This window comes from Streptomyces sp. NBC_01454, from assembly GCF_036227565.1.
In the GTDB taxonomy this organism is placed as follows: domain Bacteria; phylum Actinomycetota; class Actinomycetes; order Streptomycetales; family Streptomycetaceae; genus Streptomyces.
The window spans coordinates 2916280-2942952 of sequence record NZ_CP109460.1; the positions used below are offsets into that span (position 1 = coordinate 2916280).

25 protein-coding genes are annotated in these 26673 nt (G+C 71.7%); 14 read left to right on the top strand and 11 right to left on the bottom strand.

The window, feature by feature from the left end; all coding sequences use genetic code 11:
* Positions 1 to 39 precede the first annotated feature (39 nt).
* From OIU81_RS12595 to OIU81_RS42325, 4 genes are all read left to right on the top strand, one after another.
* Positions 40 to 723, top strand: coding sequence for a class I SAM-dependent DNA methyltransferase (locus OIU81_RS12595; protein WP_329146868.1), 684 nt, complete (start codon positions 40 to 42; stop codon positions 721 to 723).
* A 617-nt stretch (positions 724 to 1340) separates the two neighbouring features.
* On the top strand, positions 1341 to 3353 hold the full coding sequence (locus OIU81_RS12600; protein WP_329155085.1) for an ATP-binding SpoIIE family protein phosphatase: 2013 nt from the start codon (positions 1341 to 1343) through the stop codon (positions 3351 to 3353).
* A 186-nt stretch (positions 3354 to 3539) separates the two neighbouring features.
* A complete protein-coding gene (locus tag OIU81_RS12605) occupies positions 3540 to 5003 on the top strand; it encodes a catalase (RefSeq protein ID WP_329146870.1) in 1464 nt (487 codons plus the stop codon).
* Positions 5004 to 5377: 374 nt separating this feature from the next.
* Positions 5378 to 5569 carry a hypothetical protein gene (locus OIU81_RS42325; protein ID WP_443073977.1) on the top strand — a complete coding sequence of 64 codons (192 nt, stop codon included), beginning with the start codon at positions 5378 to 5380 and terminating at the stop codon, positions 5567 to 5569.
* Positions 5570 to 5646: 77 nt separating this feature from the next.
* Here OIU81_RS42325 and OIU81_RS12615 read toward each other — a convergent pair whose 3' ends face one another.
* The gene (locus tag OIU81_RS12615) at positions 5647 to 7935 is read right to left on the bottom strand and encodes a transglycosylase domain-containing protein (RefSeq protein ID WP_329146872.1); all 2289 of its coding nucleotides are present in this window, start codon (positions 7933 to 7935) and stop codon (positions 5647 to 5649) included.
* 309 nt (positions 7936 to 8244) lie between these two features.
* Between OIU81_RS12615 and OIU81_RS12620 the strand changes: the two genes are divergently transcribed.
* From OIU81_RS12620 to OIU81_RS12645, 6 genes are all read left to right on the top strand, one after another.
* Entirely contained in the window at positions 8245 to 9216 is a 972-nt protein-coding gene (locus OIU81_RS12620) for an SPFH domain-containing protein (RefSeq protein ID WP_329146873.1), read from the top strand.
* A 97-nt stretch (positions 9217 to 9313) separates the two neighbouring features.
* On the top strand, positions 9314 to 9580 hold the full coding sequence (locus tag OIU81_RS12625; RefSeq protein ID WP_329146875.1) for a hypothetical protein: 267 nt from the start codon (positions 9314 to 9316) through the stop codon (positions 9578 to 9580).
* A gap of 68 nt (positions 9581 to 9648) precedes the next feature.
* Positions 9649 to 10173, top strand: coding sequence for a PadR family transcriptional regulator (locus tag OIU81_RS12630; RefSeq protein WP_329146878.1), 525 nt, complete (start codon positions 9649 to 9651; stop codon positions 10171 to 10173).
* The gene (locus OIU81_RS12635; protein WP_329146880.1) at positions 10170 to 10859 is read left to right on the top strand and encodes an ABC transporter ATP-binding protein; all 690 of its coding nucleotides are present in this window, start codon (positions 10170 to 10172) and stop codon (positions 10857 to 10859) included. The genes OIU81_RS12630 and OIU81_RS12635 overlap by 4 nt, the downstream gene beginning before the upstream one ends.
* Positions 10856 to 13231 carry an FtsX-like permease family protein gene (locus tag OIU81_RS12640; protein ID WP_329146882.1) on the top strand — a complete coding sequence of 792 codons (2376 nt, stop codon included), beginning with the start codon at positions 10856 to 10858 and terminating at the stop codon, positions 13229 to 13231. The genes OIU81_RS12635 and OIU81_RS12640 overlap by 4 nt, the downstream gene beginning before the upstream one ends.
* A gap of 57 nt (positions 13232 to 13288) precedes the next feature.
* Entirely contained in the window at positions 13289 to 13888 is a 600-nt protein-coding gene (locus OIU81_RS12645) for a dihydrofolate reductase family protein (RefSeq protein ID WP_329146884.1), read from the top strand.
* Positions 13889 to 13900: 12 nt separating this feature from the next.
* Here the strand turns inward: OIU81_RS12645 and OIU81_RS12650 are convergent, their stop codons facing one another.
* Positions 13901 to 14860: a hydrogen peroxide-inducible genes activator gene (locus tag OIU81_RS12650; protein ID WP_329146885.1), complete on the bottom strand. Its 960-nt coding sequence runs from the start codon at positions 14858 to 14860 to the stop codon at positions 13901 to 13903.
* 132 nt (positions 14861 to 14992) lie between these two features.
* Between OIU81_RS12650 and OIU81_RS12655 the strand changes: the two genes are divergently transcribed.
* On the top strand, positions 14993 to 15547 hold the full coding sequence (locus OIU81_RS12655) for a peroxiredoxin (RefSeq protein ID WP_030084285.1): 555 nt from the start codon (positions 14993 to 14995) through the stop codon (positions 15545 to 15547).
* A gap of 32 nt (positions 15548 to 15579) precedes the next feature.
* On the top strand, positions 15580 to 16113 hold the full coding sequence (locus OIU81_RS12660; protein WP_086718421.1) for an alkyl hydroperoxide reductase: 534 nt from the start codon (positions 15580 to 15582) through the stop codon (positions 16111 to 16113).
* 88 nt (positions 16114 to 16201) lie between these two features.
* Here OIU81_RS12660 and OIU81_RS12665 read toward each other — a convergent pair whose 3' ends face one another.
* The 4 genes from OIU81_RS12665 to OIU81_RS12680 form a co-directional block, all read right to left on the bottom strand.
* Positions 16202 to 17743: an AI-2E family transporter gene (locus OIU81_RS12665; RefSeq protein ID WP_329146890.1), complete on the bottom strand. Its 1542-nt coding sequence runs from the start codon at positions 17741 to 17743 to the stop codon at positions 16202 to 16204.
* 128 nt (positions 17744 to 17871) lie between these two features.
* The gene (locus OIU81_RS12670; RefSeq protein WP_329146892.1) at positions 17872 to 18573 is read right to left on the bottom strand and encodes a transglycosylase SLT domain-containing protein; all 702 of its coding nucleotides are present in this window, start codon (positions 18571 to 18573) and stop codon (positions 17872 to 17874) included.
* Positions 18574 to 18977: 404 nt separating this feature from the next.
* Positions 18978 to 20300 carry a PhoH family protein gene (locus tag OIU81_RS12675; protein WP_329146893.1) on the bottom strand — a complete coding sequence of 441 codons (1323 nt, stop codon included), beginning with the start codon at positions 20298 to 20300 and terminating at the stop codon, positions 18978 to 18980.
* 591 nt (positions 20301 to 20891) lie between these two features.
* Positions 20892 to 21671: an isoprenyl transferase gene (locus OIU81_RS12680; RefSeq protein WP_329155087.1), complete on the bottom strand. Its 780-nt coding sequence runs from the start codon at positions 21669 to 21671 to the stop codon at positions 20892 to 20894.
* 140 nt (positions 21672 to 21811) lie between these two features.
* Here OIU81_RS12680 and mgrA point away from each other — a divergent pair, with 140 nt between their 5' ends.
* Positions 21812 to 22843: an L-glyceraldehyde 3-phosphate reductase gene (gene mgrA / locus OIU81_RS12685; RefSeq protein WP_329146894.1), complete on the top strand. Its 1032-nt coding sequence runs from the start codon at positions 21812 to 21814 to the stop codon at positions 22841 to 22843.
* Positions 22844 to 23109: 266 nt separating this feature from the next.
* On the opposite strand, the gene OIU81_RS12690 is transcribed toward mgrA, so the two are convergent.
* Positions 23110 to 23859, bottom strand: coding sequence for an A24 family peptidase (locus OIU81_RS12690; RefSeq protein ID WP_329146896.1), 750 nt, complete (start codon positions 23857 to 23859; stop codon positions 23110 to 23112).
* Between the two features lie 62 nt (positions 23860 to 23921).
* On the opposite strand from OIU81_RS12690, the gene OIU81_RS12695 reads away from it, so the two are divergent.
* Entirely contained in the window at positions 23922 to 24275 is a 354-nt protein-coding gene (locus OIU81_RS12695; RefSeq protein ID WP_329146898.1) for a DUF192 domain-containing protein, read from the top strand.
* A gap of 53 nt (positions 24276 to 24328) precedes the next feature.
* Here OIU81_RS12695 and OIU81_RS12700 read toward each other — a convergent pair whose 3' ends face one another.
* From OIU81_RS12700 to OIU81_RS12715, 4 genes are all read right to left on the bottom strand, one after another.
* Positions 24329 to 24958 carry an OmpA family protein gene (locus OIU81_RS12700; protein ID WP_329146900.1) on the bottom strand — a complete coding sequence of 210 codons (630 nt, stop codon included), beginning with the start codon at positions 24956 to 24958 and terminating at the stop codon, positions 24329 to 24331.
* Between the two features lie 10 nt (positions 24959 to 24968).
* Positions 24969 to 25559, bottom strand: coding sequence for a hypothetical protein (locus OIU81_RS12705; RefSeq protein WP_329146902.1), 591 nt, complete (start codon positions 25557 to 25559; stop codon positions 24969 to 24971).
* A gap of 66 nt (positions 25560 to 25625) precedes the next feature.
* A complete protein-coding gene (locus OIU81_RS12710) occupies positions 25626 to 26336 on the bottom strand; it encodes a pilus assembly protein TadG-related protein (protein ID WP_329146904.1) in 711 nt (236 codons plus the stop codon).
* A gap of 20 nt (positions 26337 to 26356) precedes the next feature.
* Positions 26357 to 26521 (bottom strand): hypothetical protein, encoded by a 165-nt coding sequence (locus OIU81_RS12715; protein ID WP_006603411.1) that lies wholly within the window; start codon positions 26519 to 26521, stop codon positions 26357 to 26359.
* Positions 26522 to 26673: the final 152 nt, after the last annotated feature.

The window sequence follows — 26673 nt, forward strand, 5'->3', positions numbered from 1 at the left end:
GAAAACGAACTTGACCGCGGTCGCAGGAGGGGCGAGGACGTGAGCGCGACGAGCTACGACGGATACGAGGGCCTGAACCGGTTAGCACTGGACCGGGCCGGCCAGGCCGAGGCGTTCGACGCGATCGGCGACAGATACGACGACGCCTTCCCGCACAAGGAGGGCCAGCTCGCCTCCGGCGCCTGGCTGTCCGAGGCGCTGCCAGCCGGCTCACGCATCCTGGATCTGGGATGCGGCACGGGCCTGCCGACCGCCCGTCAGCTCATGGCGGCCGGCCACCGCGTCGTGGGTATCGATCTCTCCCCCTCGATGGTCACACTGGCCCGGGAGCACGTCCCGGGCGCCGAATTCCACCGGCTGGACATCGCCGACCTGCGCGGCGGCCGGCTCGGCGGCCCCGGCTCCTTCGACGGTGTCGCGGCCTATTTCTCGCTTCTGATGCTGCCCCGTGCCGAAATCCCTTACGCACTGGGCCTGCTGCATGATCTGCTACGCCCCGAGGGGCTGCTGGCCCTGTCTATGGTCGAGGCGGATGTGGACGACTTCACGATTCCGTTCCTGGGCAACTCGATCCGGGTATCGGGTTACCTGCGGGACGACCTGCGCCGGGTCGTGCACGACGCGGGTTTCGACGTCGTCGGGGAAGACGCCTACGCATACGCCCCGGCGAGTACGGACGTACCACCCGAGATCCAGCTCTTTCTGCACCTGCGACGCGCCTGAGACGCAGCGCGCCGGGCGCGGCCGCACAAGCGGCACGCCCGTAACGCGGCGCGTTTGGCGCACAGCCCCGGACGGATGGAATCCCACGCGTGACGGAGCACCCCACCTCCCACGAACCGCGGCAGCCGGCCCCGGCCGCCGCGCCTTCGCTGTCCCCTGCCCGCGGGCCGGCCGGCACGGCGCCACTCGGCGCCGTGCCCGACCCGCGCAGCGCCCTGCAGCAGCCGGCCGCGCCGGGGTTCGCCCCGGTGCCCGGCGGCGGGTTCGCGGTGCGCGGCGGTGACGACATAGGCCTCGCCGGTGCCGCCGTCACGGCCTCGGCGGGCACGCCGGGCGGCCGCTTCGACGACGAACCGGCCGCGGACCACGGCGCGGCACGGCGGGACCCTTCGGCGGACGCGGACGGCGCCGCCGGCCACACCGGTGGGCGTGCCGGCGAGCACACCACCGGTCATCGCGGCGGCCGGGCCGTCGCACCGGACGCCTCGATCCCGTACGGGGAGGCGTATGGCGACGCGTACGGGGAGGTGCCGATGTCGGCGAGCGGACGGCCGGGCGGCGCGGCGGACGGGGGCCGGGAGGCGACCCGGGCCGGGCAGCGGGTGGCGCGGGGCGCGATGGGCCGCGCCGAGACGCCCGGGCCGGCTGAGGAGCCGCAGCACGAGCCGCATCCACGGCACGGCGGCGAGGGCATCGGGCGGCCTCGTGAGGGCGGCGGTCCGGACGGCGGCGGGCGGCCGTGGCCGCGCGACGGCGAGCCGGGCGGGACGGTGCCGGAGCAGTCGCCGCCGCACGCCGAGGTGTCGCGGGCGGCAGCCGAGTCCGGGACCGCGGCCCCCGGACCGGCGGGACCGCCGCCGGCCCGCTCGGCGCATCCGGGCGAGAGCGGTGAGGTCGCGGCGGCCCGGCAGGCGGGCGGTGACCGGCTGCGGTTCATCGGCGCCGCGACCCGGCGGATCGCCCGCGGCATAGACCTCGACGAGATCGTGCTCGGCCTGTGCCGGGCGACGGTCCCGACGTTCGCCGACGCGATCCTCGTCTATCTGCGGGATCCGCTGCCGGTGGGCGACGAGCGCCCGACCGGCCCGGTGGTGCTGCGGCTGCGCCGGACCGACCGGATTCCGGAGGAGCCGGACACCAACGGCGGGCGGCTGCCGATGCTGCCGGCCCAGCCCGATCTGGGACCGGCGATGGGCGGCAGCGCGGCGGAGCTGGCCGAGGTGCAGCCCGGCGGCCCGCTGGCCGAGGTGCTGCGGGGCGTACGGCCGCTGTTCGGCGAGGCCCAGGCGGCGCGGACGGCGCTGCCGGAGCTGCTGGGGCCGGACCCGCGGCTGCCCGGCGGCCACCGGGTGATCCTGGCGCCGCTGCGCGGCCGCCGGCGGGTGATCGGTGCGGCGGTGTTCCTGCGCCGCCCGGACCGGCCCGCGTTCGAGCCGGACGATCTGCTGGTGGCGGCGCAGCTGGCGACGCACACCGCGCTGGGTGTGGACAAGGCGGTGCTCTACGGCCGCGAGGCGTACATCGCCGACGCCCTGCAGCGCACGATGCTGCCGGACTCGCTGCCGCAGCCGACCGGGGTCCGGCTGGCCAGCCGCTATCTGCCGGCCGCCGAGACCGCCCGGGTCGGCGGCGACTGGTACGACGCGATCCCGCTGCCGGGCAGCCGGGTGGCGCTGGTCGTCGGCGATGTCATGGGGCACTCGATGACCTCGGCCGCGATCATGGGTCAGCTGCGCACCACCGCGCAGACCCTGGCGGGGCTGGACCTGCCGCCGCAGGAGGTGCTGCACCACCTCGACGAGCAGGCCCAGCGGCTGGGCACGGACCGCATGGCGACGTGCATGTACGTGGTCTACGACCCGGTCGCGCACCGGATCACCATCGCCAACGCCGGCCATCCGCCGCCGGTGATGCTGCACCGCGGCGGGCGCGCCGAGGTGCTGCGGGTGCCGTCGGGCGCGCCGATCGGCGTCGGCGGGGTGGACTTCGAGGCGGTGGAGCTGGACGCCCCGGCGGGCGCCACGCTGGTCCTCTACACGGACGGTCTGGTCGAGTCGCGGATCCGGGACGTGTGGACCGGCATCGAGCAGCTGCGGGAGCGGCTGGCGGAGACGGCCCGGCTGACGGGTCCCCATCCGCCGCCGCTGGAGCCGATGTGCGACGAGGTGCTCGACATGCTCGGCCCCGGCGACCGCGACGACGACATCGCGCTGCTGGCGGCCCGCTTCGACGGGATCGCGCCGAGCGATGTCGCGTACTGGTATCTGGATCCGAAGGCGCAGACGGCCGGGCAGGCCCGCCGGCTGGCCCGCCGGGCGCTGGCGCGCTGGGGCCTGGACGAGCTGACCGACCAGCTGGAGCTGCTGGTCAGCGAGGTGGTGACCAACGCGGTGCGGTATGCGGAGCGGCCGATCACGCTGCGGTTGCTGCGAACGGACGTACTGCGCTGTGAGGTCGGGGACGACGTCCCGCAGCTGCCGCGGCTGCGCCAGGCCCGGCCGTCGGACGAGGGCGGGCGGGGCCTCTACCTCGTCAACCGGATGGCGCGGCGCTGGGGTGCGACCCGTCTGAGCATGGGAAAGGTCGTCTGGTTCGAGCTGAGCATGCCGCCGGGGGCGCAGCAGCGCTGACGCCCCCGCGGGCGCCCGGCCCGTGTCCCACATTTTGGACCCCGTCTGAGACCGGACGGGGTCCAACTCTTGCCGACATGCCGTCCGGGGAGTTGACTGCTTGGGTGGGCGTTAAGGGACTGACTGACCCAATTCGGGACTGACCGACCCTCTACTCCCAGTCGTCGACCCAGGAGGCGCTCCTCCATGACCAGCTCCGCGCACCACGTCCCGCACACCACGAACAACGCCGGCATTCCGGTCGAGAGCGACGAGCATTCGCTGACCGTGGGTCCGGACGGCCCGATCCTGCTCCAGGACCACTACCTGATCGAGAAGATGGCCCAGTTCAACCGTGAACGGGTCCCCGAGCGGGTGGTGCACGCCAAGGGCAGCGGCGCGTACGGCACCTTCGAGGTCACCAACGACGTCAGCCAGTTCACCAAGGCGGATCTCTTCCAGCCCGGCAAGACGACCGAGATGCTGGCCCGCTTCTCGACCGTCGCCGGCGAACAGGGCTCCCCCGACACCTGGCGCGACCCCCGCGGCTTCGCGCTGAAGTTCTACACCGAGTACGGCAACTACGACCTGGTCGGCAACAACACCCCGGTCTTCTTCGTCCGTGACACGATCAAGTTCCAGGACTTCATCCGCTCCCAGAAGCGCCAGCCGGGCAGCGGACTGCGCGACCACGACATGCAGTGGGACTTCTGGACGCTGTCGCCGGAGTCGGCCCACCAGGTCACCTGGCTGATGGGCGACCGCGGCATCCCGAAGACCTACCGCCACATGAACGGCTACGGCTCCCACACCTATATGTGGATCAATGCCGGCGGCGAGAAGTTCTGGATCAAGTACCACTTCAAGACGGACCAGGGCATCGACTTCCTCACCCAGGAGGACGCGGACCGGATCGCCGGCGAGGACGCCGACTACCACCGCCGCGATCTCTACCGCGCCATCGACACCGGCGACGCCCCGTCGTGGACGCTCTACGTCCAGGTCATGCCGTTCGACGACGCGCCGGACTACCGCTTCAACCCGTTCGACCTGACCAAGGTGTGGCCGCACGGCGACTACCCGCTGATCGAGGTCGGGCGGATGACGCTCAACAGAAACCCGGAAGATTACTTCATCCACATCGAGCAGGCGGCCTTCGAGCCGTCCAACATGGTGCCGGGCATCGGCCCGTCCCCCGACAAGATGCTGCTGGGCCGGCTGTTCTCCTACCCGGACACCCACCGGTACCGCATCGGTCCGAACTATCTGCAGCTGCCGCCCAACCGGCCGCACGTCCCCGTCCACTCGTACGCCAAGGACGGCGCGATGCGCTACGAGCCGGCCCGGGTGGCGCGGCCGTACGCCCCCAACTCCTACGGCGGGCCGGCGGCGGACACCGGGCAGTACGGCGACCCGGCGGGCTGGGCGACGGCGGGCGAGATGGTGCGCGAGGCCACCCGGCCGCGGCGGGACGACGACGACTTCGTCCAGCCCGGCACGATGGTCCGCCAGGTCCTCGACGACGCGGCCCGCGACCGGCTGGTGAACAACGTCGCCGGTCACCTCTCCGAGGACGTCACCAAGCCGGTCCTGGAGCGCGCGTTCCAGTACTGGCGCAATATCGACAAGAACCTCGGCGACCGGATCGTCAAGAAGTTCAACGGCGGCTGAGCACCGCAGCGGCCACGGCCCGCCAGGGCGGGGCAGGCGCCCGGAGCGTGGAGGCTCCGGGCGCCTCACCGTGTCCGGGGGGGGCGGCGTGCGCGTCGCACCGAGTTGCGCGTCACCCTCGGCTTCACCTCGGAGCCGCTCGCGCTCGACCACCGCGACACCGCACGGCACAAGGCGGTGCTCGCCGAGCGGATGGCCGCGCTGGGCGGTGACACCCCGCGGCTGCTGAAGGCGATGTGGCAGGCGTCCGGCTTCTTCTTCGACGCGATGGCCCAGATACACCTGGACCGCTGGTCGGACGGCAGGGTGGTGCTGGTCGGGACGCCGGATACTGCCCGTCGCCGCTGTCCGGGCAGGGCACCGGCCCGGCCCTGGTGGGTGCCTATGTCCTGGCCGACGAGCTGGGCGCGGCGGCGGGTGACCACCGCACCGCGCTGCGCCGCTACGAGGAGCGGCTGCGCCCGTTCGTCGCCCTCAACCAGGCGCTCGCCACGGAGAATCCGGGCCGGGGGGCCACCGAGGAGTCCCTGGAGCGGGCCAGGAACGCCGTCCGTCTCGACGGTTGACCGTCCGCCGGCCCCGCCACAGACGGGCGAGGGGCGCCCGGTGGTCCGGACGCCCCTCGTTCCGCTTGCCTGCCGGGCTAGTTGAAGCCGGTCAGGCTGTTGGGTTTGTTCCCGCCCGTGCCCGCGGTGCCGGTGCCCGCGGTGTCGCCGCCGGCGTCACCGCCCTGCGTCCCGCCGTTCGGGGGGCCCGAGCTGGTGCCGCCGGTCGGGGTGGACGGGCCGCCCGAGGGGCGTCCGCTGTGGGAGGGGCTCGCCGGTCCGCTCGGCTTCGACGGGGTGGGCGAGGGCGACTTGCTCGGCTTGTCGCTCGGCGAGGGGCTGGTCGACGGGGTGGCGCTCGGCGTCGGGGTCGGCGTCGGAGCCACCCCGGCACCGAAGGTCGTCTCCAGGTCGAAGGCCGGGCCGGAGCTGCCGTTCAGCGCGGCCTCGGTGTAGTCCGCCCACACCCGGGCCGGGTAGCCGCCGCCGTTGACGCGGCCGCCGCCGCCGGTGCCCTTGAGGGTGACCTGTGCGCCGCCCTTGGGCGACTCACCGAACATGCCGACCGCCGTGACCAGCTTGGGCGTGTAGCCCACGAACCAGGCCGACTTGTTGTCGTCGGAGGTGCCGGTCTTGCCGGCCGCGCTGTAGGCGGTGTTCTTCACGGCCTGCGAGGCGGTGCCGTCGTTGACCACGCCCGTCAGCACGGAGGTGAGGGTGTCGGCGGTCTTCCGCGACAGCACCTGGTCGCCGACCGGCTTCTTGAGCGGGAGCTTGGTCTCCGCGCCGTTGACGCTGTGGGTGGCCTCGGTGACCAGTGTCGGGGTGACCTTCTTGCCGTGGTTGTCGAGGGTGGCGTAGGCCCCGGCCATCTGGAGCGGGCTGGCGCCCATGGTGCCCAGTGTCATGGCCGGCTTGACGTCTATCCGGGAGCCGTCCAGGCCCAGGCTGACCGCGGTCTCCTTGACCTTGTCCAGGCCGGCGTCCTGGCCCATCTGCGCGAAGACGGCGTTGACGGAGTTGTTGGTCGCCGTCTGGACGGAGATGTTGCCGTACTGCGCCTCGTCCTCGTTGGGCGGCGCGAAGGGGATGTCGCCACCGACGACCGGACGGCGGTTGTGGCCGTCGTACACGGTGTTGGGGGTGATCGGCACGCCGCTCTGGGTCACCGCGTTGTTCTCCATCGCGGAGGCGAGGATCAACGGCTTGAACGTCGACGCCGGCTGGTAGTCGGCGCGGGTGGCGTTGTTCGTGTAGTGCTTCGGGTAGCCCGCGCCGCCGTACATCGCCACGATGTGGCCGGTCTTGGGGTCGACCGAGGTGGCGCCGAGCTGGGCGTCCGCGTCGACCTTGCGGGACTTGGGGTTCAGGTCGTCGGTGAGCTTGCGCTGGACGGCCTGCTCCAGTTCCTTCTGCTTCTTGCGGTCGATGCCGAGGGTGACCGTCCAGCCGCCGGCCTCGAACTGCTTCTCGTCGACGCCCTGGGCGAAGAGCTCCTTCTTCGCCTCGGTCACGAGGTAGCTGGCCTGGCCGCTGAGTCCGGGCAGCGGCTTGGGGTCCTTGGGTATCTCGAACTTCTGCTTGGCGCGGTCCTGCGGCGCGAGCCAGTGCATCTCGACCATGTTGTCGAGGGTGTACGCCCAGCGCTCCTTGACCCGCTTCTTGCCGGCATCGCTCGCCAGCGTCCAGTCGTACTGGTTCGGCGCCTGGAGCAGCGAGGCGAGGTAGGCGCCCTCCGCGACGGTGAGCTTGTCGACGTCCTTGCGGTAGTACGCCTGGGCCGCGGCCTGGATGCCGTAGGCGCCGCGCCCGTAGTAGCTGGTGTTGATGTAGCCGGCGAGGATCTTGTCCTTGCCCAGCTTGTTGTCCACCTTGAGCGAGATGACGATCTCCTGGAGCTTGCGGCTGACCGTCTGCTCCTGGCTCAGGTAGTAGTTCTTGACGTACTGCTGGGTGATGGTCGAGCCGCCCTGCTTGCCCTGTCCCCGCAGCGTGTTGAAGATGCCGCGCAGGGTGCCCTTCAGGTCGACGCCGGAGTCCTGGTAGAAGGTCTTGTTCTCGGCGGCGACGAAGCTGCGCTGGACGTCCTTGGGTATGCGGTTGAGCGGGACGTTCTCACGGTTGAGACGGCCCACGCGCGCCATGACCTTGCCGTCGGAGTACTTGTAGACGTTGCTCTGGAGCTTGGCGTCCGCGTTGCCGTCGGACGGCACGTCCACGTACAGGTACAGCCCGACGAAGCCGAGGATGCCCAGCAGGCACACCCCGAGAAAGGCTCCGAGGATCTTCTTCCAGGTGAAGAGGCGGCGTATGCCGGACTTCTTCTCCGTACGTTTGGCGCGGCGGGCGCTCCCCTGCCGCGCCCGTCTCGCTTCCGCTCGGCCCATCGCTTCAGCAACTCCAGTCGTTCCGCCCCCAGCTAATTCAGCTGTTGAAGCTAACACCGCATCTCTTCACAAATACTCATCGATCAAGGCTTTTCCTGACGTGACAAACAGCACTGGGACAGACGGAACCGTCGGGTGGGTGTTCTGCGTCGCACGTCTCTCACCTGGGGACTTGCCGTCAGTCGGGCTCCCTGCAGCCTCTGGACACCCGGGCAGCTCAGGGGCTAAAGTGCTAGCACTTTGCTAGACCAGTGACATCGCTTGATGCGGCGGACATCACGTACCGCATCCGCAGAAACGGGGATCCTCATGTCCGATCAGACACCGGCCGGCCGCACCACCGGCCCCGACGGCGAGCTCGCCGTCGACGCTCCCGAGATGCCCAGGCCGCAGGTCCGCGAGGTCCCGGCGCACAGCATCCCGGGCGGCGTCGCCCTGCTGCTGACCGTGGTCGGCGTCGCGCTGGGCATCGCCGCGATCTCCGTCGGCGGGGTGCTCGGCTCCGGCGGCCACGACGCGGCCGCCGCGCCGACGGTCATCGCCGGTGTCCTGATACTGCTCGGCTCGCTCTTCTGCATGACCGGCGTGAAGATGGTCGCGCCCGGCGAGGCCCGGGTCATCCAGCTCTTCGGGCGCTACGCCGGCACCATCCGCACCGACGGGCTGCGCTGGGTCAACCCGCTGACCACCGCCCGGAAGATCTCCACCCGGGTGCGCAACCACGAGACCGCGGTCCTGAAGGTCAACGACGCCTACGGCAACCCGATCGAGCTGGCCTCGATCGTGGTCTGGCAGGTCGAGGACACCGCCCAGGCGCTCTTCGAGGTCGACGACTTCCTGGAGTTCGTGGCCACCCAGACCGAGGCGGCCGTGCGGCACATCGCCATCGAGTACCCCTATGACGCACACGACGAGGACGCCCTGTCGCTGCGCGGCAACGCCGAGGAGATCACCGAGAAGCTCGCCCTGGAGCTGACGGTCCGGGTCCAGGCCGCCGGCGTACGGATCATCGAGTCCCGCTTCAGCCACCTCGCCTACGCCCCCGAGATCGCCTCCGCGATGCTCCAGCGGCAGCAGGCCGGCGCGGTGGTCGCGGCCCGGCAGCAGATCGTCGAGGGTGCGGTCGGCATGGTCGAGCAGGCGCTGGACCGGATCAGCCGGCAGGGCATCGTCGAACTGGACGAGGAGCGGAAGGCGGCCATGGTCAGCAATCTGATGGTGGTGCTGTGCGGCGACCGGGCCGCCCAGCCGGTCCTGAACACGGGCTCCCTCTACCAGTGAGCGAGCACGGCGTGCCCCTCCCCCCGGCGCCGGGCCGGGGGGCGGCCGCACCACGGCGCGCGCCGGCCGGTGCGGCCGGGGGAAGCGAGGTCGCGGCATGAGCACCGGCACCCCCGAGGAGCCCGGCGTCGCGGGCGAGCCGTCTCCCGCGCGACGGCCGCAGCAGCGCAAGCAGGTACTGCTGCGGCTGGACCCGCTGATTCATGACGCGCTGACGCGATGGGCCGGCGACGAGTTGCGCAGCGCCAACGCGCAGATCGAATTCCTGCTGCGCAAGGCGCTGTCGGAGGCGGGGCGGCTGCCCCGGGGAGCGGGGACGATCCCCCGGCGGGGGCGTCCGCCCAAGGAGCCGGGCGACGGTTAGGCGGCCGGCGAGGGCCGTATACCGCCCGTGTATACACGGGCGGCACACCGCCGCGTAAGCTGGCCAGCATGTCAATCGGTCATACGCTGCTGGGCCTTTTGGAGTCCGGTCCCCGCCACGGCTACGACCTCAAGCGGGCCTTCGACGCACACTTCGGCCAGGACCGGCCGCTCCACTACGGGCAGGTCTACGCCACCATGTCCCGGCTGCTGAAGAACGGTCTGGTCGAGGTGGACGGCGTGGAGGCGGGCGCCGGTCCGGAGCGCAAGCGGTACGCGATCACGGACGCCGGGATCACCGATGTCGCCCAGTGGCTGGCCCGCCCGGAGAAGCCCGAGCCCTACCTCCAGTCGACGCTCTACACCAAGGTCGTCCTGGCGCTGCTGACCGGGCGCGACGCCGCCGAACTCCTGGACTCCCAGCGCGCCGAGCATCTGCGGCTGATGCGCGGACTGACCGAGCGCAAGCGCACCGGCGACCTCGCCGACCAGCTGATCTGTGACCATGCGCTGTTCCACCTCGACGCCGACCTGCGCTGGCTGGAACTGACCGCCGCCCGGCTGGAAAAGCTCGCGGAGACGGTCCGCGGATGACGCCGGAGGGATCCCTCCTCGCGGCGGAGGGGCTGTACAAGACCTACGGGGCGACCCCGGCGCTCGACGGCGCGGAGTTCTCCGTCCACCCCGGCGAGGTCGTCGCCGTCATGGGCCCCTCCGGCTCCGGCAAATCGACCCTGCTGCACTGCCTGGCCGGCATCATCAGCCCGGACGCCGGCACCGTCCGCTACGGCCCGCACGAGCTGACCGCGCTCAGCGACGCCCGGCGCAGCGCGCTGCGCCGCAGCGACTTCGGCTTCGTCTTCCAGTTCGGCCAGCTGGTACCGGAGTTGACCGGACTGGAGAACGTCGCGCTGCCGCTGCGGCTGAACGGCACCCGGCGCAAGGAGGCCGAGCGGCAGGCCCGCGAGTGGCTGGAGCGGCTGGAGGTGGACGGGGCGGCGGACCAGCGGCCCGGTGAGATATCCGGCGGCCAGGGCCAGCGGATCGCGGTCGCCCGCGCGCTCGTCACCGGCCCGCGGGTCCTCTTCGCGGACGAGCCCACCGGCGCCCTGGACTCGCTCAACGGCGAACGCGTCCTGGGCCTGCTGACCGGCGCCGCCCGGGACACCAACGCCGCGGTCGTCCTGGTCACCCACGAGGCTCGGGTCGCCGCCTACTCCGACCGGGAGATCGTTGTCCGCGACGGCACGGTGAAGGACATGCCGGCGGGCCTGCGATGAGCCCGCCGCGCGCGCCCGCCGGCCCCGCCCGGTGGGCGCGCGACCTCGCGATGGGGATGCGGTTCGCGGCCGGCAGCGGCCGCGAGGGCTGGGTCCGTACCGCGCTGACGGCCGCCGGGGTCGCCCTGGGCGTGGCCGTGCTGCTGCTCGGCGCGTCCGTGCCGGGCGTGCTGGACTCCTGGCACGGCCGGGAGAAGGCCCGCGAGAACGTGGGCCAGGCCCACCCGCCCCGCGCCGGCGACGACACCCTGCGCTACGCCACGGCGGACACCGTCTTCCACGGCACCCCCGTCCGCGGCCGGCTGGTGCGCCCGGACGGCGCGCATCCCCCCGTACCGCCCGGGATCGACCGGCTCCCCGCCCCCGGCCGGATGCTGGTCTCCCCCGCGCTCGAGAAGCTGCTGGACTCCCCCGAGGGCGCCTTGCTGCGCCCGCGGCTGGACTACACGGTGGCCGGCACCATCGGCGACGCCGGCCTGCTCGGCCCCGGCGAACTCACCTACGTCGCCCGCCCCGCCGCCCTCGCCCCGGCCGACGGCTACCGCATCGACCACTTCGGCGAGGACTCGGGCCCGCCGCCGATGCCGGCGTCCGCCGTGCTCCTGGTGATCATGACGTGTGTGGCGCTGCTGACGCCGGTGCTGGTCTTCATCGGCACCTCCGTGCGGTTCGGCAACGAGCGCCGGGAACGCCGGCTGGCCGCGCTCCGGCTGGTGGGCGCCGATGTCCGCACCACCCGCCGGATCGCCTCCGGTGAGGCGCTGTTCGGTGCGCTGCTGGGGCTGGTGGCCGGCGGGGCGCTGTTCCTGGCCGGGCGGCAGCTCGCCCCGGTGGTCACGCTGTGGGACATCAACGTCTTCCCCTCGGACGTGACGCCCGGCCCGCTCGCCGCGGCACTGATCGCCGTGCTGGTGCCGGCGGCGGCGGTCGTGGTGACGCTGTTCGCCCAGCGCGGCGTCACCGTCGAACCCCTGGGCGTGGTCCGCCGCCGCCCGCCGGTGCGCCGCCGGCTGTGGTGGCGGGTGGCGCTGCCGGCCGCGGGCGCCCTGCTGCTGGTGCCGCTGGCCGGGGAACGGCCGTGGACCGACACCCCGTGGAACACCGCCCGGCTCGCGGCCGGGTCGATGCTGCTGCTGTGGGGTGTCACCGCGCTGCTGCCCTGGCTGGTGCAGGCGGTGGTCGGCCGGCTGCATCGCGGCCCGGTGTCCTGGCAACTCGCCGTCCGCCGCCTCCAGCTGAGCAGCGCCTCGGCGACCCGCGCGGTCAGCGGGATCACCGTCGCGGTGGCCGGCGCCATCGCGATCCACATGCTGATGACCGGGATGCAGGCCGGCTACGCCCAGGCGTACGCGGAGTCCGGCAAGCTGCCGCGGATCGGCCTGTGGGGCAACGCCCGGGACTGGCCGCAGACCCAGCGGGCGCTCACCGCGCTGCGCGCCACCCCGGGGGTGACCGCGGCCCGCGGCACCGTCGACGCCCTGGCCGGCCCGCCGTCCGGCACGGGCGGGGACCCGGCGGCCGCCGCCCGCACCCCGATCGCCGTCGGCAGCTGCGCCGAACTGCGCGCCCTGGCCCGGCTGGACTCCTGCCACGACGGCGAGGTGTTCGTCACCGCCACCGGCCGCGAAGCCACCGTCCCGCCCGGCGCGCCCCTCGACCTCCACCCGCCGGCGGACGCGGACGAGTGGGCGCCGGCTGGGGCGCACGAGCGCGTGCGGCCGCACCCGTGGACGGTCCCCCGCAGCGCCCGCACGGTCTCGCTGCTCTCGCCCGGGCGCAGCTCCGGCCGCATCGTCCCCGACGTGCTGGCCACCCCGTCCGCGCTCGACATCGGCGCACTCGACACCCCCACCACGGACTTCACGGTCGACTTCGACCGGGGCACCGCGGACGCGGTGGAGCACCTGCGCAACACCGCCGCCCGTATCGACCCGACGATGCACGAGTTCTCCGCGGTCGACAATCCGCATGACGCGCAGTTCTCCAGCATCCGCGCGGGACTGTTCGCCGGCGCCGTCGTCACGCTGCTGCTGATCGGCTCGGGCCTGATCATCTCCACCGTCGAGCAGCTCCACGAGCGCCGCCGGCTGCTGTCCGTCCTCGATGCGTACGGCACCCGCCGGGCCACCCTGGGCCGGTCGGTGCTGTGGCAGACCGCCGTCCCGGTGGTGCTCGGTCTGGGCCTGGCGCTGGGCTGCGGGCTGGCCCTGGGGACGCTGCTGCTGACGATGATCGACCACACGGTGACGGTGGACTGGCCGGTGGTCGCCGCGATGACCGGCACCGGCGGCGCCGTGATCCTCCTCGTGACGGCACTGAGCCTGCCGGCGCTGTGGCGGCTGATGCGCCCGGATGGGCTGCGTACGGAGTGAAACTGCGAGATCATTCCGCCACCGCAGTGCCAACCAACTGCCCCAGGGGGACACTTCATGCGCAGGCTCGTCTACTGCATCGCGTCCACGCTCGACGGCTTCATCGCCGGGCCCGACGGCGCGGACCCCACCGGCCCGGACGGCTTCTGGCCGATCCCCGAGGACTACGTCGGGCACCTGGCCACCGAACTCCCGGAGATCCTGCCCGTCCACGCCCGGTCGGCGCTCGGCGTCAGCGCGGACAACATCCGCTTCGACACCGTCCTGGAGGGCCGGCGCACCTATGAGATCGGCCTCAAGGCCGGCCTCACCGACGCCTACCCCCATCTGCGGCACCTCGTCTTCTCCCGCACCATGACCCAGAGCCCGGACCCGGCGGTGGAACTGGTCGCCGACGACCCGGTGGCGACGGTCCGCGCGCTCAAGGCCGAGCCCGGCAAGGACATCTGGCTGCTGGGCGGCAGCGAACTCGCCGGCGTGCTCTACCCGGAGATCGACCAGCTGCTCCTCAAGCTGAGCCCGCTCACCGTCGGCCGCGGCATCCCGCTCTTCTCCCCCGACACCGCCTTCGACCCGCGCACCTGGGAGCTGACCGAGCACACCCTCCTGCAGAGCGGCGCGGCCTTCTTGACGTACACCCGCCCCGCGGCGGCGTGAGGAACGGGGCGCTCAGTCCTTCGCTATCCGCACCGGCAGGCCGCGCAGCGCGCCCCGCAGCGCCCGGGCGAACTCCCCGAACTCCTCCTGGCGCGCCCCGCCCGTCCGCATGGCCAGCGCGACGGTCCGCGACGGTGCCGGATCCGCGAAGTACCCGGTGGTGAGCTGGTCGTTGCGGCCGGTCTCGACCCGCAGCGCGGTGCGCGGCAGCAGGGTCACCCCGAGGCCGCCGGCCACCAGCTGCACCAGCGTGGACAGGCCCGCCGCGCTGGTCGTCACGGGGGTGTTCTCGTCCCGGCCGGCCTCCCGGCAGATGTCCAGGGCCTGGTCGCGCAGACAGTGCCCCTCGTCGAGCAGCAGCAGATCCAGCTCCTTCAGGGCCTGGCGCGGGATGTCGCCGCGGCCGCCGAGCCAGTGCTCCTTGGGGGCGACCAGGACGAAGTCCTCGTCGAAGAGCGGGAGTTCGGTGACCTGGGGCACGCCGAGGGGGACGGCGAGCAGCAGCAGGTCGAGCCGCCCCTGGGCCAGGCCCTCCAGGAGGGAGGCGGTCTGCTCCTCGTGCACCTGGAGGTCCAGATCGGGATAGGTGTCATGGACCAGCCGCAGCACGGCCGGCAGCAGATACGGCGCGACGGTCGGGATGACGCCGAGCCGCAGCACCCCGGTGAACGGCGCGCGGGCCGCCTCCGCCTCCTCCAGCAGATCCCCGACGGCCTCCAGGACCGTACGGGCCCGCGCGGCCACCCGCTCCCCCGCGGGCGACAACAGCACCTTGCGCGTCGTACGCTCCAGCAGCTGCACCCCGAGGGTCTCCTCCAGCGCGGAGACCGCCCCGGACAGCGCGGGCTGGCTCATCCCGATCTCGGCCGCCGCCTCGCGGAAATGCAGATGCTCGGCCACCGCCGCGAACGCCCGCAGCTGGGCCAGGCTGGGCTGGCGGGGCCGGCCGCCCCCACTCACCGATGTCGCCACTGATAACCACCTCCGATCAACATCAACCAGTCTAGCTATTTCACTGATCAATGCCTCCTGTGGCACTGTGAGACCCGTCCAAGCCTCGAGGAAAGACCCCAAAAGGGAATTTCTGCGCAACAAGGAGAGTACGTGCTCACTGTCGGTGACAAGTTCCCCGAGTTCGACCTGACCGCCTGCGTTTCGCTGGAGCAGGGCCAGGAGTTCGAGCAGATCAACCACAAGACCTACGAGGGCAAGTGGAAGATCGTCTTTGCGTGGCCCAAGGACTTCACCTTCGTGTGCCCCACCGAGATCGCCGCCTTCGGCAAGCTGAACGACGAGTTCGCCGACCGTGACGCCCAGGTCCTCGGCTTCTCCGGCGACTCCGAGTTCGTGCACCACGCCTGGCGCAAGGACCACCCGGACCTGACCGACCTGCCCTTCCCCATGCTCGCCGACTCCAAGCACGAGCTCATGCGCGACCTGGGCATCGAGGGCGAGGACGGCTTCGCGCAGCGCGCCGTCTTCATCGTCGACCAGAACAACGAGATCCAGTTCACCATGGTGACCGCCGGTTCCGTCGGCCGTAACCCCAAGGAGGTCCTCCGGGTCCTCGACGCGCTGCAGACCGACGAGCTGTGCCCCTGCAACTGGTCCAAGGGCGACGAGACCCTCGACCCGGTCGCGCTGCTCTCGGGCGAGTGACACTCCGCTAGCGAACTGGAGGCTGATCTGACATGGCTCTCGACGAACTGAAGTCCGCCGTACCGGACTACGCCAAGGACCTGAAGCTGAACCTCGGCTCGGTCATCGGCAACAGCGACCTTCCGCAGCAGCAGCTGTGGGGCACCGTGCTGGCCTGCGCGATCGCTTCGCGCTCGCCGAAGGTGCTGCGCGAGCTGGAGCCGGAGGCGAAGGCGAACCTCTCCGCCGAGGCGTACGCCGCCGCCAAGTCGGCGGCCGCCATCATGGCGATGAACAACGTCTTCTACCGGACCCGACACCTGCTGTCGGACCCGGAGTACGGCAACCTGCGCGCCGGTCTGCGGATGAACGTCATCGGCAACCCGGGCGTGGACAAGGTCGACTTCGAGCTGTGGTCGCTGGCCGTCTCGGCCATCAACGGCTGCGGTATGTGCCTGGACTCGCACGAGCAGGTGCTCCGCAAGGCCGGTGTGGACCGCGAGACGATCCAGGAGGCCGTGAAGATCGCGTCCGTCCTGCAGGCCGTCGGCGCCACCCTCGACGCCGAGGCCGCGCTCGCCGAGTAACTCCGGCCGGCGCGACTCACGCAGCGCAGAACCCCGCAGACGTCAGGTCTGCGGGGTTCTGTGCGCTCTGTCGCTGTTGCGCGGCGGGCTACTCCCGCTCCTCCCCGGAGGGTTGCGGCGCGGGCGCCGGCGGCGGGGTCGGGGCGAGGGCCAGCGCCGTGGCGCCGCGCGGGGCCACCGACATCCGCAGCGCCTGCTCCCTGGAGTAGGAACGGAGGTAGCCGACCACCGTGTTGGTGACCGCCACCAGCGGGACCGCGACGACCGCACCGCCGATGCCCGCGATCAGCCCGCCCGCGGCGACCGAGAGGATCACCGCCAGCGGATGGACCCGCACCGCCCGGCCCAGGATGAACGGCTGCAGGACATGGCCCTCGATCTGCTGGACGGCCAGCACGACCGCCAGCACCATCAGCGCCGTGAACACCCCGTTCGCGACCAGGGCGATCACACACGCCAGCGCCCCCGAGACCACCGCGCCGATCAGCGGGATGAACGCGAACAGGAAGATGAAGACGGCCAGCGGCACGGCCAGCGGCACATTGAGGAAGTAGAGGCCGATGCCGATGAAGATGGCGTCGATCAGGGCGACGACGACCGTGCCGCGCACATAGGCGGTCAGCGTCCGCCAGGCCCGCGGCCCGGCGCCCGCCACGCCCTCCCGGGCCGCGCTCGGGACCAGCTTGAGCAGCCAGTTCCAGATCCGGCGGCCGTCGTAGAGCAGGAAGAGCGTGGTGAACATCGCCAGCAGGATGCCGGTGAACACCTCCAGGACGACGGTGACGCCCTCCAGGCCGGCCGAGGTGATCGCCTCGGTGTTGGCGCCGATCGCGTCCTGGAGATTCTTGGCGATGTGGTTGATCTGGGACTCGGTCACATGGAACGGGCTCTTCAGCAGCCAGCCCTTGAGCTCGGTGATGCCCTCCTGGATGCGGCTGGACACCGAGTCGATGTTGTCCTGGACCTGCCAGACCACAAACCATCCGACCAGGCCCATGATGACGAACCCGCCGATGAAGGTCAGCGCGGTGGCCGGCCCGCGCGGCAGCCCGCGCTGGCGCAGCCAGGCCACCGTGGGCTGCAGCAGCGCGGTGATCAGCGCCGCCGCGATGAAGGCCAGCACGACCAGTTCGATGGTGGTGATGACCCGCGCCAGCACCCAGAGGGTGGCGGCCAGCACCAGCAGCCGCCAGCCCGCCTCGGCGGCGACCCGTACGCCCCACGGCACCGCGTCGACCGGATCGGGAGGCGCCGCGACGGCCGGGGCGTAGGAGGGCGGCGGGGGAACGGTCTCCGGCGGCGCGGGCGGCAGGGACGACGGTGCGAGCTCGGTCGCGGGGTGCGGCACCCCGTCCGTCGCTTCCGGCAGGTGCGTACGGGGCACGGTGAGCGTGCCCAACGCGCCGTCGCGCACCGCCGAGGTGTCCGCCGGGCCGTCGGCCGCGGGGGCGTCCGCCTGCCCGGCACGCCTCAGCTCTTCCGGGTCGTCGGCGTCCCCCAAGGAGTCCGACAAGCTCCCGCCAGGGGGGACCCCCATGGCCTCCGCACGGCGGCGCTGCTGCTCCATCCGCTGCGAGAGCCGTGTCAGACCGGCGCCGAGGCCACCGACCCACTGAGGCAATCTGGACATGTGCCTTCCTCTTCCCCTCCCGCACGCCACAACCTGACGGGCACGACGTTACCCGCGCCGACGCACGAAACCCCCGACGCTGGCGCGTTCGGGGGTTTCGGACGTACGGGTGGTGGTACCCGGCGGGCCTAGTACCAGCTGTTGGCCTGCCAGAACGACCAGGCGCCGCAGGGGCTGCCGTAGCGGTCGTTCATGTAGTTCAGGCCCCACTTGATCTGGGTGGCCGGGTTCGTCTGCCAGTCGGAGCCCGCCGAGGACATCTTGGAGCCGGGGAGCGCCTGGACGAGCCCGTAGGCGCCCGAGCCGGCGTTGGTGGCGCGGTAGTTCCAGCCGGACTCGTGGTCCACGATGTTGCTGAAGCACTGGAACTGGTCGCCCGCCATCATCTGGCGCGCGATGGCCTGGGTCTCGGAGACGGAGTACGAGCTCTTGCCGAGCAGGTTGCTGACGTCACGCGAGGAGGAGCGGGACGCGGCCTGCTCCTTCTTCTTGCGCGCATCGGCGTCCTTCTTGGCCTGTGCCTCCTCTGCGGCGTCCTTCTTGCTCTTCGCCGTTTCAGCGGCTGCCTTGCGAGCCGACTCCTGTGCGGACTTCAGGGCTGCCGTGTCCGCCTGGGTGGACTGGTCGTCCGCCTGCTGCGTCAGGGATGCCGTCTGCACCTGTGCCTGGGCGCCTGCGGGGATGTCAGCGATCGTCGCGTCGGCAGCGGTCGCCTCGGTGTTGCCTACCGAGGCGGGCTCGTTGCCCGCGGCGACGCCGACCACGGCGCCGACGGTGGTGACCGCGGTGGCGGATGCCACGGCGAATCCCCGGACCGAGATCCGGCTCACACGTTTTCCTTCCAGCATCGACCGCATAGGTGACCTCGCGGACGCAATCGTGCCCCTGGCGCTGGTCTCCCCTTGTTCCGGACCCGGTTGAGCGGGTGGGACCGGCTGGTCACGGGAGGCACTGGCCCGGTACGTCCCCCTCGGGGTCCGCGTGGTGCTCGGGCGGCATACGGCGACTCACTATGAAGTTCGATCGTTCTACACCGCTGGGGGTGTTGGGTGCCGTATGCGGGGCCTGACAGGACCCAGACTCTGCCCGAACGGCACGCCGGGAATCAATTCCCCGCTGGGTGTGAAAGCTCACACCTCGTTTACCGTCAAGGATTTTCGGATAACCACGCACAGCACAACGCCGCCCGGCTAAGCTCCTTCGCTTCGCCGGGCGGCGCCGTGTTCACAACGGGTCAGATCCTGCCGTCCTCCAGCATTTCGGTCACCAGCGCCGCGATCGGCGAACGCTCCGAGCGGTTCAGCGTGACGTGCGCGAACAGCGGATGCCCCTTCAGCTTCTCGACCACCGCGACCACGCCGTCGTACCGCCCGACCCGGAGGTTGTCGCGCTGGGCGACGTCATGGGTCAGTACCACCCGGGAGTTGGCCCCGATACGGGACAGAACCGTCAAAAGGACGTTCCGCTCCAGCGACTGGGCCTCGTCCACGATGACGAACGCGTCATGCAGCGACCGCCCGCGGATATGGGTCAGCGGCAGCACCTCCAACATGCCGCGTCCCACCACCTCTTCGATGACCTCCTTGCTGGTCACCGCGGACAGCGTGTCGAAGACGGCCTGAGCCCAGGGGCTCATCTTCTCCGCCTCGCTGCCCGGCAGATAGCCCAGCTCCTGCCCGCCGACGGCGTACAGCGGACGGAACACCATCACCTTGCGGTGCTGCCGGCGCTCCAGAACGGCCTCCAGGCCCGCGCACAGCGCCAGCGCCGACTTGCCGGTACCGGCCCGCCCGCCCATCGAGACGATGCCGACGTCCGGGTCGAGCAGCAGATCCAGCGCGATCCGCTGCTCGGCGCTGCGGCCGTGGATGCCGAAGGCCTCCCGGTCGCCCCGCACGAGGCGGACCCCGCCCTCCGCGGTGACCCGCCCGAGCGCCTTGCCGCGCTCGGACTGCAGCACAAGTCCGGTATGCACCGGCAGTTCGGACACTTCCGGCACCTCGGCGATCTCCGCGGCGAACAGCTCATCGACCTGTTCCGCGGAGATGGTCAGCTCGGCCATCCCCGTCCAGCCGGAGTCGGTGATCGCGAGCTCGGCGCGGTACTCCTCGGCCACCAGCCCGACCGAGGACGCCTTGATGCGCAGCGGCAGATCCTTGGAGACGACCGTGACGTCATGCCCCTCGGCCTGCAGATTGCGCGCCACCGCGAGGATCCGCGAGTCGTTGTCCCCGAGCCGGAAGCCCGCGGGCAGGATCCCGGGATCGGAGTGGTTCAGCTCGACCCGGAGCGACCCGCCGAGGTCTCCGATGGGGATGGGCGCATCCAGCCTCCCGAACTGCACCCGGTACCCGTCCAGCAGACGCAGCGCCTGCCGGGCGAAGTAGCCGAGCTCCGGATGGTGCCTCTTGGCTTCCAGTTCCGTGACCACGACGACCGGCAGCACGACCTCGTGCTCGTCGAAGCGGGACATGGCGCCTGGATCCGCCAGCAGGACACTGGTGTCGAGAACATAGGTGCGCCGGTCGTTGTCACGGCGCTGTTTGCTGTTCACCACGGTGGGACGAACCCCCTCGGATGAGGTCGGGGTGCGACGGCGTCGCGGGGCGGTGTGCTCCTGGGTCCGCCGTGCCACCGGCTACCGCTGGGCGGCGTCCCCAGGACCCCCGGCCATCTCGTGACCGGACCGGGCTCGGACCACAATGCGCGGGCCGAGCGCCGGCCCCCCGCGTCGACCGTGCGGTACGCACGGACCTCCGTGATGTGCAAAGGGCCTCCCGGGCGGACGACTCCATGTCGTCCGCTGAGATGCGGCGCCCGATGGCTTGTTCCGGACGCCGACCTGGAAGGGATATTCCCTCGAACGCCCGCAGCCATGCCACGGCATATGACGCACGGTCGGTGAACCTTTGGCAACACCTGCCTGCCGGGCGGCCGGCACACGGAGCGGGCCGCCCGGAGGGATGCGGTGTCAGAAGGGGCCCCGCCGGGGGTTCGTGGCGCCGGCGGGGCGGAGGACGCCCGAGGGAAATATCGGGACGTAAGGGTCATACGGGACAGAGGTGAGAGAGGACTCGAATGGCCCAGCCTGCCGCCCCGTCACCCCGGTGCCGGGGCGGGGCACCGGGCGGGATGTGGCGGACCCGCCCTAGAAGCCGTAGCGGCGGTGCCGGGCGGCGTAGTCGCGCAGCGCCCGCAGGAAGTCGACCTTCCGGAACGCCGGCCAGAAGACCTCGCAGAAGTAGTACTCCGAATGGGCGCTCTGCCACAGCATGAAGCCCGACAGCCGCTGCTCACCGCTGGTACGGATCACCAGGTCCGGGTCGGGCTGGCCGCGGGTGTAGAGGTGCTCGGAGATCAGGTCGATGTCGACGATCTCGGCGAGCTGCTCGAAGGAGGTGCCGCGCTCGGCGTGTTCCAGCAGCAGCGAGCGCACCGCGTCGGCGATCTCCTGCCGGCCGCCGTACCCGACCGCGACGTTCACCATGACGCCCTTGTTGTCCGCGGTGGCCTGCTCGGACTCCTTGAGCACCCGCTGGGTGGCGGTGGGCAGCAGATCGCGGTTGCCGACGTGATGCACCCGCCAGCGGCCGTCGGCGGCCAGACCGCGGACGGTGTTCTCGATGATGCCCAGCAGCGGCCTCAGCTCGGCCTCGGGCCGGTCGAGATTGTCCGTCGACAGCAGCCAGAGCGTGACGACCCCGACGCCGGTCTCCTCGCACCAGCCGAGCAGCTCACCGATCTTGTCCGCGCCCGCCTGGTGGCCCTGCTCTGTCGTGCGCCCGTCGGCCCGCGCCCAGCGCCGGTTGCCGTCCAGGATGACGCCGATGTGCTGGGGCACCTGGGTGTGATCCAGGCGGCCCTCCACCCTGCGCGCATACAGCCGGTAGACCAGATTGCGCAGTGCGGGCGGATAAGGGATGCGCATCCCGGAAGATCGCAGCATGTGTGGTCCAACCCCTCCGTACCAATGGCGGTCACCCCCGTCGCCTCAAGGGAGCAACTTTACTTCTCGGCTGTCTCGGCAGCCCAATCAGGTGGTCACAAGTACGTGATAGGGAGATGAGCATGACTGGCACCGACTACCACGCTGCGGATTCCCGCTACGACTCGATGAAGTACCGGCGAACAGGTCGCAGTGGACTCAAACTCCCGGCTATCTCCCTTGGACTCTGGCACAACTTCGGTGACGACCGCACCCTGAGCTCCCAGCGCGCCATCCTGCGCCGCGCCTTCGACCTGGGCGTCACCCACTTCGATCTGGCCAACAACTACGGTCCGCCGGCCGGGTCCGCCGAGCTGAACTTCGGAAAGATCTTCGCGCAGGACTTCCGCCGCTACCGCGACGAGATGATTCTCTCGACGAAGGCCGGATATCTGATGCATCCGGGTCCGTACGGCGAATGGGGTTCGCGGAAATATCTCCTCTCGTCGCTGGATGCGTCGCTGCGGCGGATGGGCGTCGATTACGTCGATATCTTCTACTCGCACCGCTTCGATCCCGACACTCCGCTCGAGGAGACGATGGGTGCGCTGGCGTCCGCCGTCCAGCAGGGCAAGGCGCTCTATGCCGGTATCTCCTCCTACAACGCCGAGCAGACCCGGAACGCGGCCGGAATCCTGCGCGCCATGGGCGTACCGGCCCTGATCCACCAGCCCTCCTATTCGATGATCAACCGCTGGACCGAGGACGACCTGCTGCTGGACACCCTCGAGGCCGAGGGCATGGGCTGCATCTCTTTTGCGCCACTGGCACAGGGCCTGCTGACGGACACCTATCTGCACGGCATCCCCGAGGGCTCGCGCGCCGCCCAGGGCAAGTCGCTGGACCCGGGTCTGCTGTCCGACGAGGTCGTCCGCCGGCTGCGCGGCCTGAACGACATCGCCGCCCGCCGCGGCCAGTCGCTGGCCCAGCTCGCCCTGCGCTGGGTGCTGCGCGACGGGCGGATGACCTCCGCGCTGATCGGTGCCAGCAGCGTCGCCCAGTTGGAGGCCAATATCGCGGCCCTGGACGCCCCCGGGATCACGGACGCCGAACTGGCCGAGATCGACGAGTTCGCCAGGACGACGGACGGCGTGAACATCTGGGCCCGGCGGTAGCGGACCCCTCGGCCCGTGCCCCCGCGGGGACGGGCACGCCGCCCCTGTGCGCGGCCGCCGGTGCGGCGCCGCCCGGGCAACAAAAAGCGGGCCGGTCCGTGGGGGGGGATACGGACCGGCCCGAGGGGGGGTTTCCACCATAACCCCGCGGGCGGGGTGCTGTGTGCACCGGCGCGCGCCGCGGCGTGGCTCGCGGGGGTGGATGCGTACGGACGGGGTCCTCCCGCGCGCGGGGCCGGCGCCTCCCCGGCGCGAGCGGGGCGCGGTCAGGCGGCGGCCGCGGTGGCCGCGGCGGCAGCTCCCAGGAGCAGTCCGCAGAACGCCCCGAAGATCATGAAAGGCCCGAGCGGCATGGCCGTGTCCCGCCCGCCGCGCCGCGAGAGCAGCAGCCCGGCGCCGTAGAGCGCCCCGCTGAGCACCCCCGCCGCACCGCCGGTGACCAGGGTGCGCCAGCCGTACCACCCCAGGGCGACCCCCAGCCCGACCGCCAGCTTGACGTCCCCCAGCCCGAGCCCGCGGGGATTGACGGCATGGAGCAGGAGGTAGCAGACGCCGAGCAGCAGACCGCCCAGCAGCGCCCGCCGCCAGGCCCCGGTCTCCCCCGTGAGCCGGGCCACGAGCCCCAGCGCCCCCGCGCCCACCACGGCCAGCGACAGTGTCAGCGCGTCCGGAAGGCGCCGGACCCGCCGGTCGACGGCCGTCAGCAGCACCGCGAGCGGCGTCATCAGCAGCCAGGCGACAAGTTCCGGCCGCGGCCCGGTGGCCGCCGCCAGTGCCGCGCAGGCCAGCGCGGTGACCGTCGCCGTCGGCAGTGGGCCCGGTCCGTACGCCCCGCAGTCCCGGCAGTGCCCGCGTCCCAGCCAGCCCCGGGCCGGCCCCGTGATCGCATGCCCCCCGGGACAGACCGCGCGCCACTCCTCCCCGGGCCCGACGGCCAACCGGTGGGCAGGGCGCGGCAGGAGCAGCCCGGCCGCGGCCCCGTAGGCGGCGGCGAGAACGATCAGTGTCAGTGCCACGGGCCGACCCTAGGACTTCGCGGGCAGGACCTCGGGGCCCGGTAGCTGATAGAACGCTGTGCATGGCGCGTGGGAAGAACGGTCCGGGGGTTCTGCACGGGGCACAGGTGGGGATACCGGTGGAGATCGCGGCCTCCTACCGTGCCCGTGCCCGCGGTCTGCTGGGCCGCGACGGGATCGAGGGGGCGCTGCTGCTGACCCCGGCGAGCGGGGTGCACACCTTCCGGATGCGGTTCGCGATCGATGTCGCCTATCTGAGCCGGGACTTCACCGTGCTGGCCGTGCGCACCATGCGTCCGGGACGGCTGGGCCGCCCGCGGTTCCGTGCCCGGCACGTCCTGGAGGCGGAGGCCGGTGCGATGGCGCGCTGGGGATTGCGGCCCGGCCTCCGGCTCGGCCTCGAGTCCACCGGCTGAGCGCGCCGGCGTGCTCGCCGCGGCCGGCCGGCGGCCCGCGCAGGCGGCCCGGGTCATGACGCGCGCGGGAAGCTGACCTCGACCCGGCGGTTCTTCTTGCGGCCTTCCTCGGTGCCGTTGTCGGCGATGGGGTACTGCTCGCCGTAGCCGCGGATCTGGAAGCCGACGGACGGGCCGAGGTCCTTGGCCAGTTCCTCCTGCACCGCGGTGGCGCGCCGCTTGGACAGGACCAGGCCGTGGCTCGCGGAGCCGAGATTGTCGGTGAAGCCGAACACCCGCAGGCCGGTGGCGTGCTGCTTCTTGATCTCGTCGGCGATGGTGCCGATCCGGGACAGCGCGTCCGGGGTCAGCTCGGCGCTGTCCTTGCCGAAGAGGACCTCGGCCTGGAGCGCGAAGGTCACGTTGTCGTTGGTGTCCTGGCGGCGCTCGGAGCCGTCGTCGGTCTCGACGATGGACTTGATGTTGAGGACCTTCGACGGGGCGAGCTTGGCGCCCTGGACCATCCGCAGATCGGGGTCGGTCGGGTCGATGTGCACGGGCGGGGCGGAGTCCTCGGTCACGCCCGGCGGGTCGGCGTGGGCGGCGGGCGCCGTCAGCGGCGCGACCAGCAGCAGCGCGACGGCGGCTGCGGTGACGGCGCGGCGCGGTGCGCGGCGGCCTCGGGGCATCTGGGTCGCGGTCATCGGTGCCCGCTCAGTCCGTGATCTGTACGGTGGCCGGCGGCATGGTCGGCAGCTGGAAGTCAACCTCGGTGACCTTGGCGGGGGGCGCCGGGAACTGCGCGAAGACGGGGCGGCTGGCGCCCGGCATCAGACCGCTGAGGCCGGTGGTGCACAGGCATTCGCCGTTGGTGTCGCGCAGCACCAAATACCGCTTCTTGCCCGCCTTGTCGACGAGGGTGGCGCCGGAGATCGAGGAGCGGGAGCGCAGCTCGGTCTCGTTGGAGCGCCAGTTGATGGCGTTGAAGGGGCGGTTGCCGTGATTGGCGACCGTGCCGTTGACGGTGACGAAGCCGCCGGAGTCCCGGACGACGGAGTGCAGGGTGACCACCACGCCGTCCGGCCCCTTCATCTCACCGATCACCTTGTCGGAGTCGGCGGCCGGGCTGCCGGGGCCGCCGTCCTTGGGGGCGGTGCTGCGGGCCGGCGGCTTGTCGCCGTCCGTGGCCTTCGCACCGCCGCCGTCGCCGCCACCACCGCAGCCGGCCACGACGAGAGCCAGGCCGACAGCGCCGGCCAAGGCGACCGCTCCTCTGGCGGCCTTCGCAGTGCGCCGAATGCTCATGGATGCGATTCCTTTGATCGTCGTCTGGTCGTGTCGTGGCTCGGGGCGGTGGCCGGGTGCGGCCGGTCAATGGGCGAGGCGTACGGAGAAGAGGTCGGAGGCTTCGGGGAGGTCCTGGAGGTGGTCGGGGTCGAGGGCCCAGCGCTTGCCGTCGCAGCGGAGTTCGACGGGGGCGTGCCCGGGGCCGTCCTTGCCCTTGCCGCCCCCCTTGCCGTCCGCGCCGCCCGTGCCCCCTTCGCCGCCCGGCCCACCACCGTCGTCCGCGGGCGCGGGCGCGGCGAGAGTGCAGCGGGGGCCGACGACGGACGTCGCCGCGGACTTCGCATGGGTGCTGCGGGTCATCGGGATGACCGAATTCCCCACGGTGTGACGGGTGGTGACCGTGACGGCGAACGAGGTGGGCCAGGAGTCCGGGACACAGCCGAGGCCGGAGACGTCGGCGCCGTTGCGTCCGGCGAACCAGTCCGCGCTCGCGCAGGCGGCGTCGGACGGGGCGCCGCGCCCGTTCAGCAGGTCCTTCCAGGCGGCCGGGTCGGTCGCGTAACTCCCGTCGCGCAGACCGTCGAGCAGGCTCTTGGTCAGCAGGTCACGGTACGTCTGACCGGCGGCGAGCGCGGCCGCGTCGGCGGCGGTCTGCGCACCGTTGCGGGTGGCCGCCGCCTGTCCGACGGCGAAGAAGGCGAGCGCGAGGAAGAGCAGGCCGCCGACCGCGACGATGTAGACGGGAAAGGCCTGCCCGGCATCGCGCCGGCCGTGGCGGGTGAGGGATGCCGTCACGGCGGTGGCGCCGGCCCGGCTTAAATGCCGACGACGTCGGAAATCTTGTTGGCGATGGCGTTCGCGATCTGGCTGCCGAAGTCCGTGGTCGACAGGACCAGGACGATCGCGACGACCACCGCGATGATGCCGAGGTACTCGATCGAGGTCTGTCCCCGGTCGTTCCCCAAAAACCGCTTCGCCATCGTGTTCCCCTCCATGGGCGGCCGTACCACTTTGGTCCGGCTGGTCTGCCCCCGTGGTGCCGGCGCGATCGGGCGCGCTGGTGACACCAGAAAAGTACGCCGCAACAGCGTCCCCGGAACAGGGATTGCGAACCCCGTCCTGATTCCGGAAC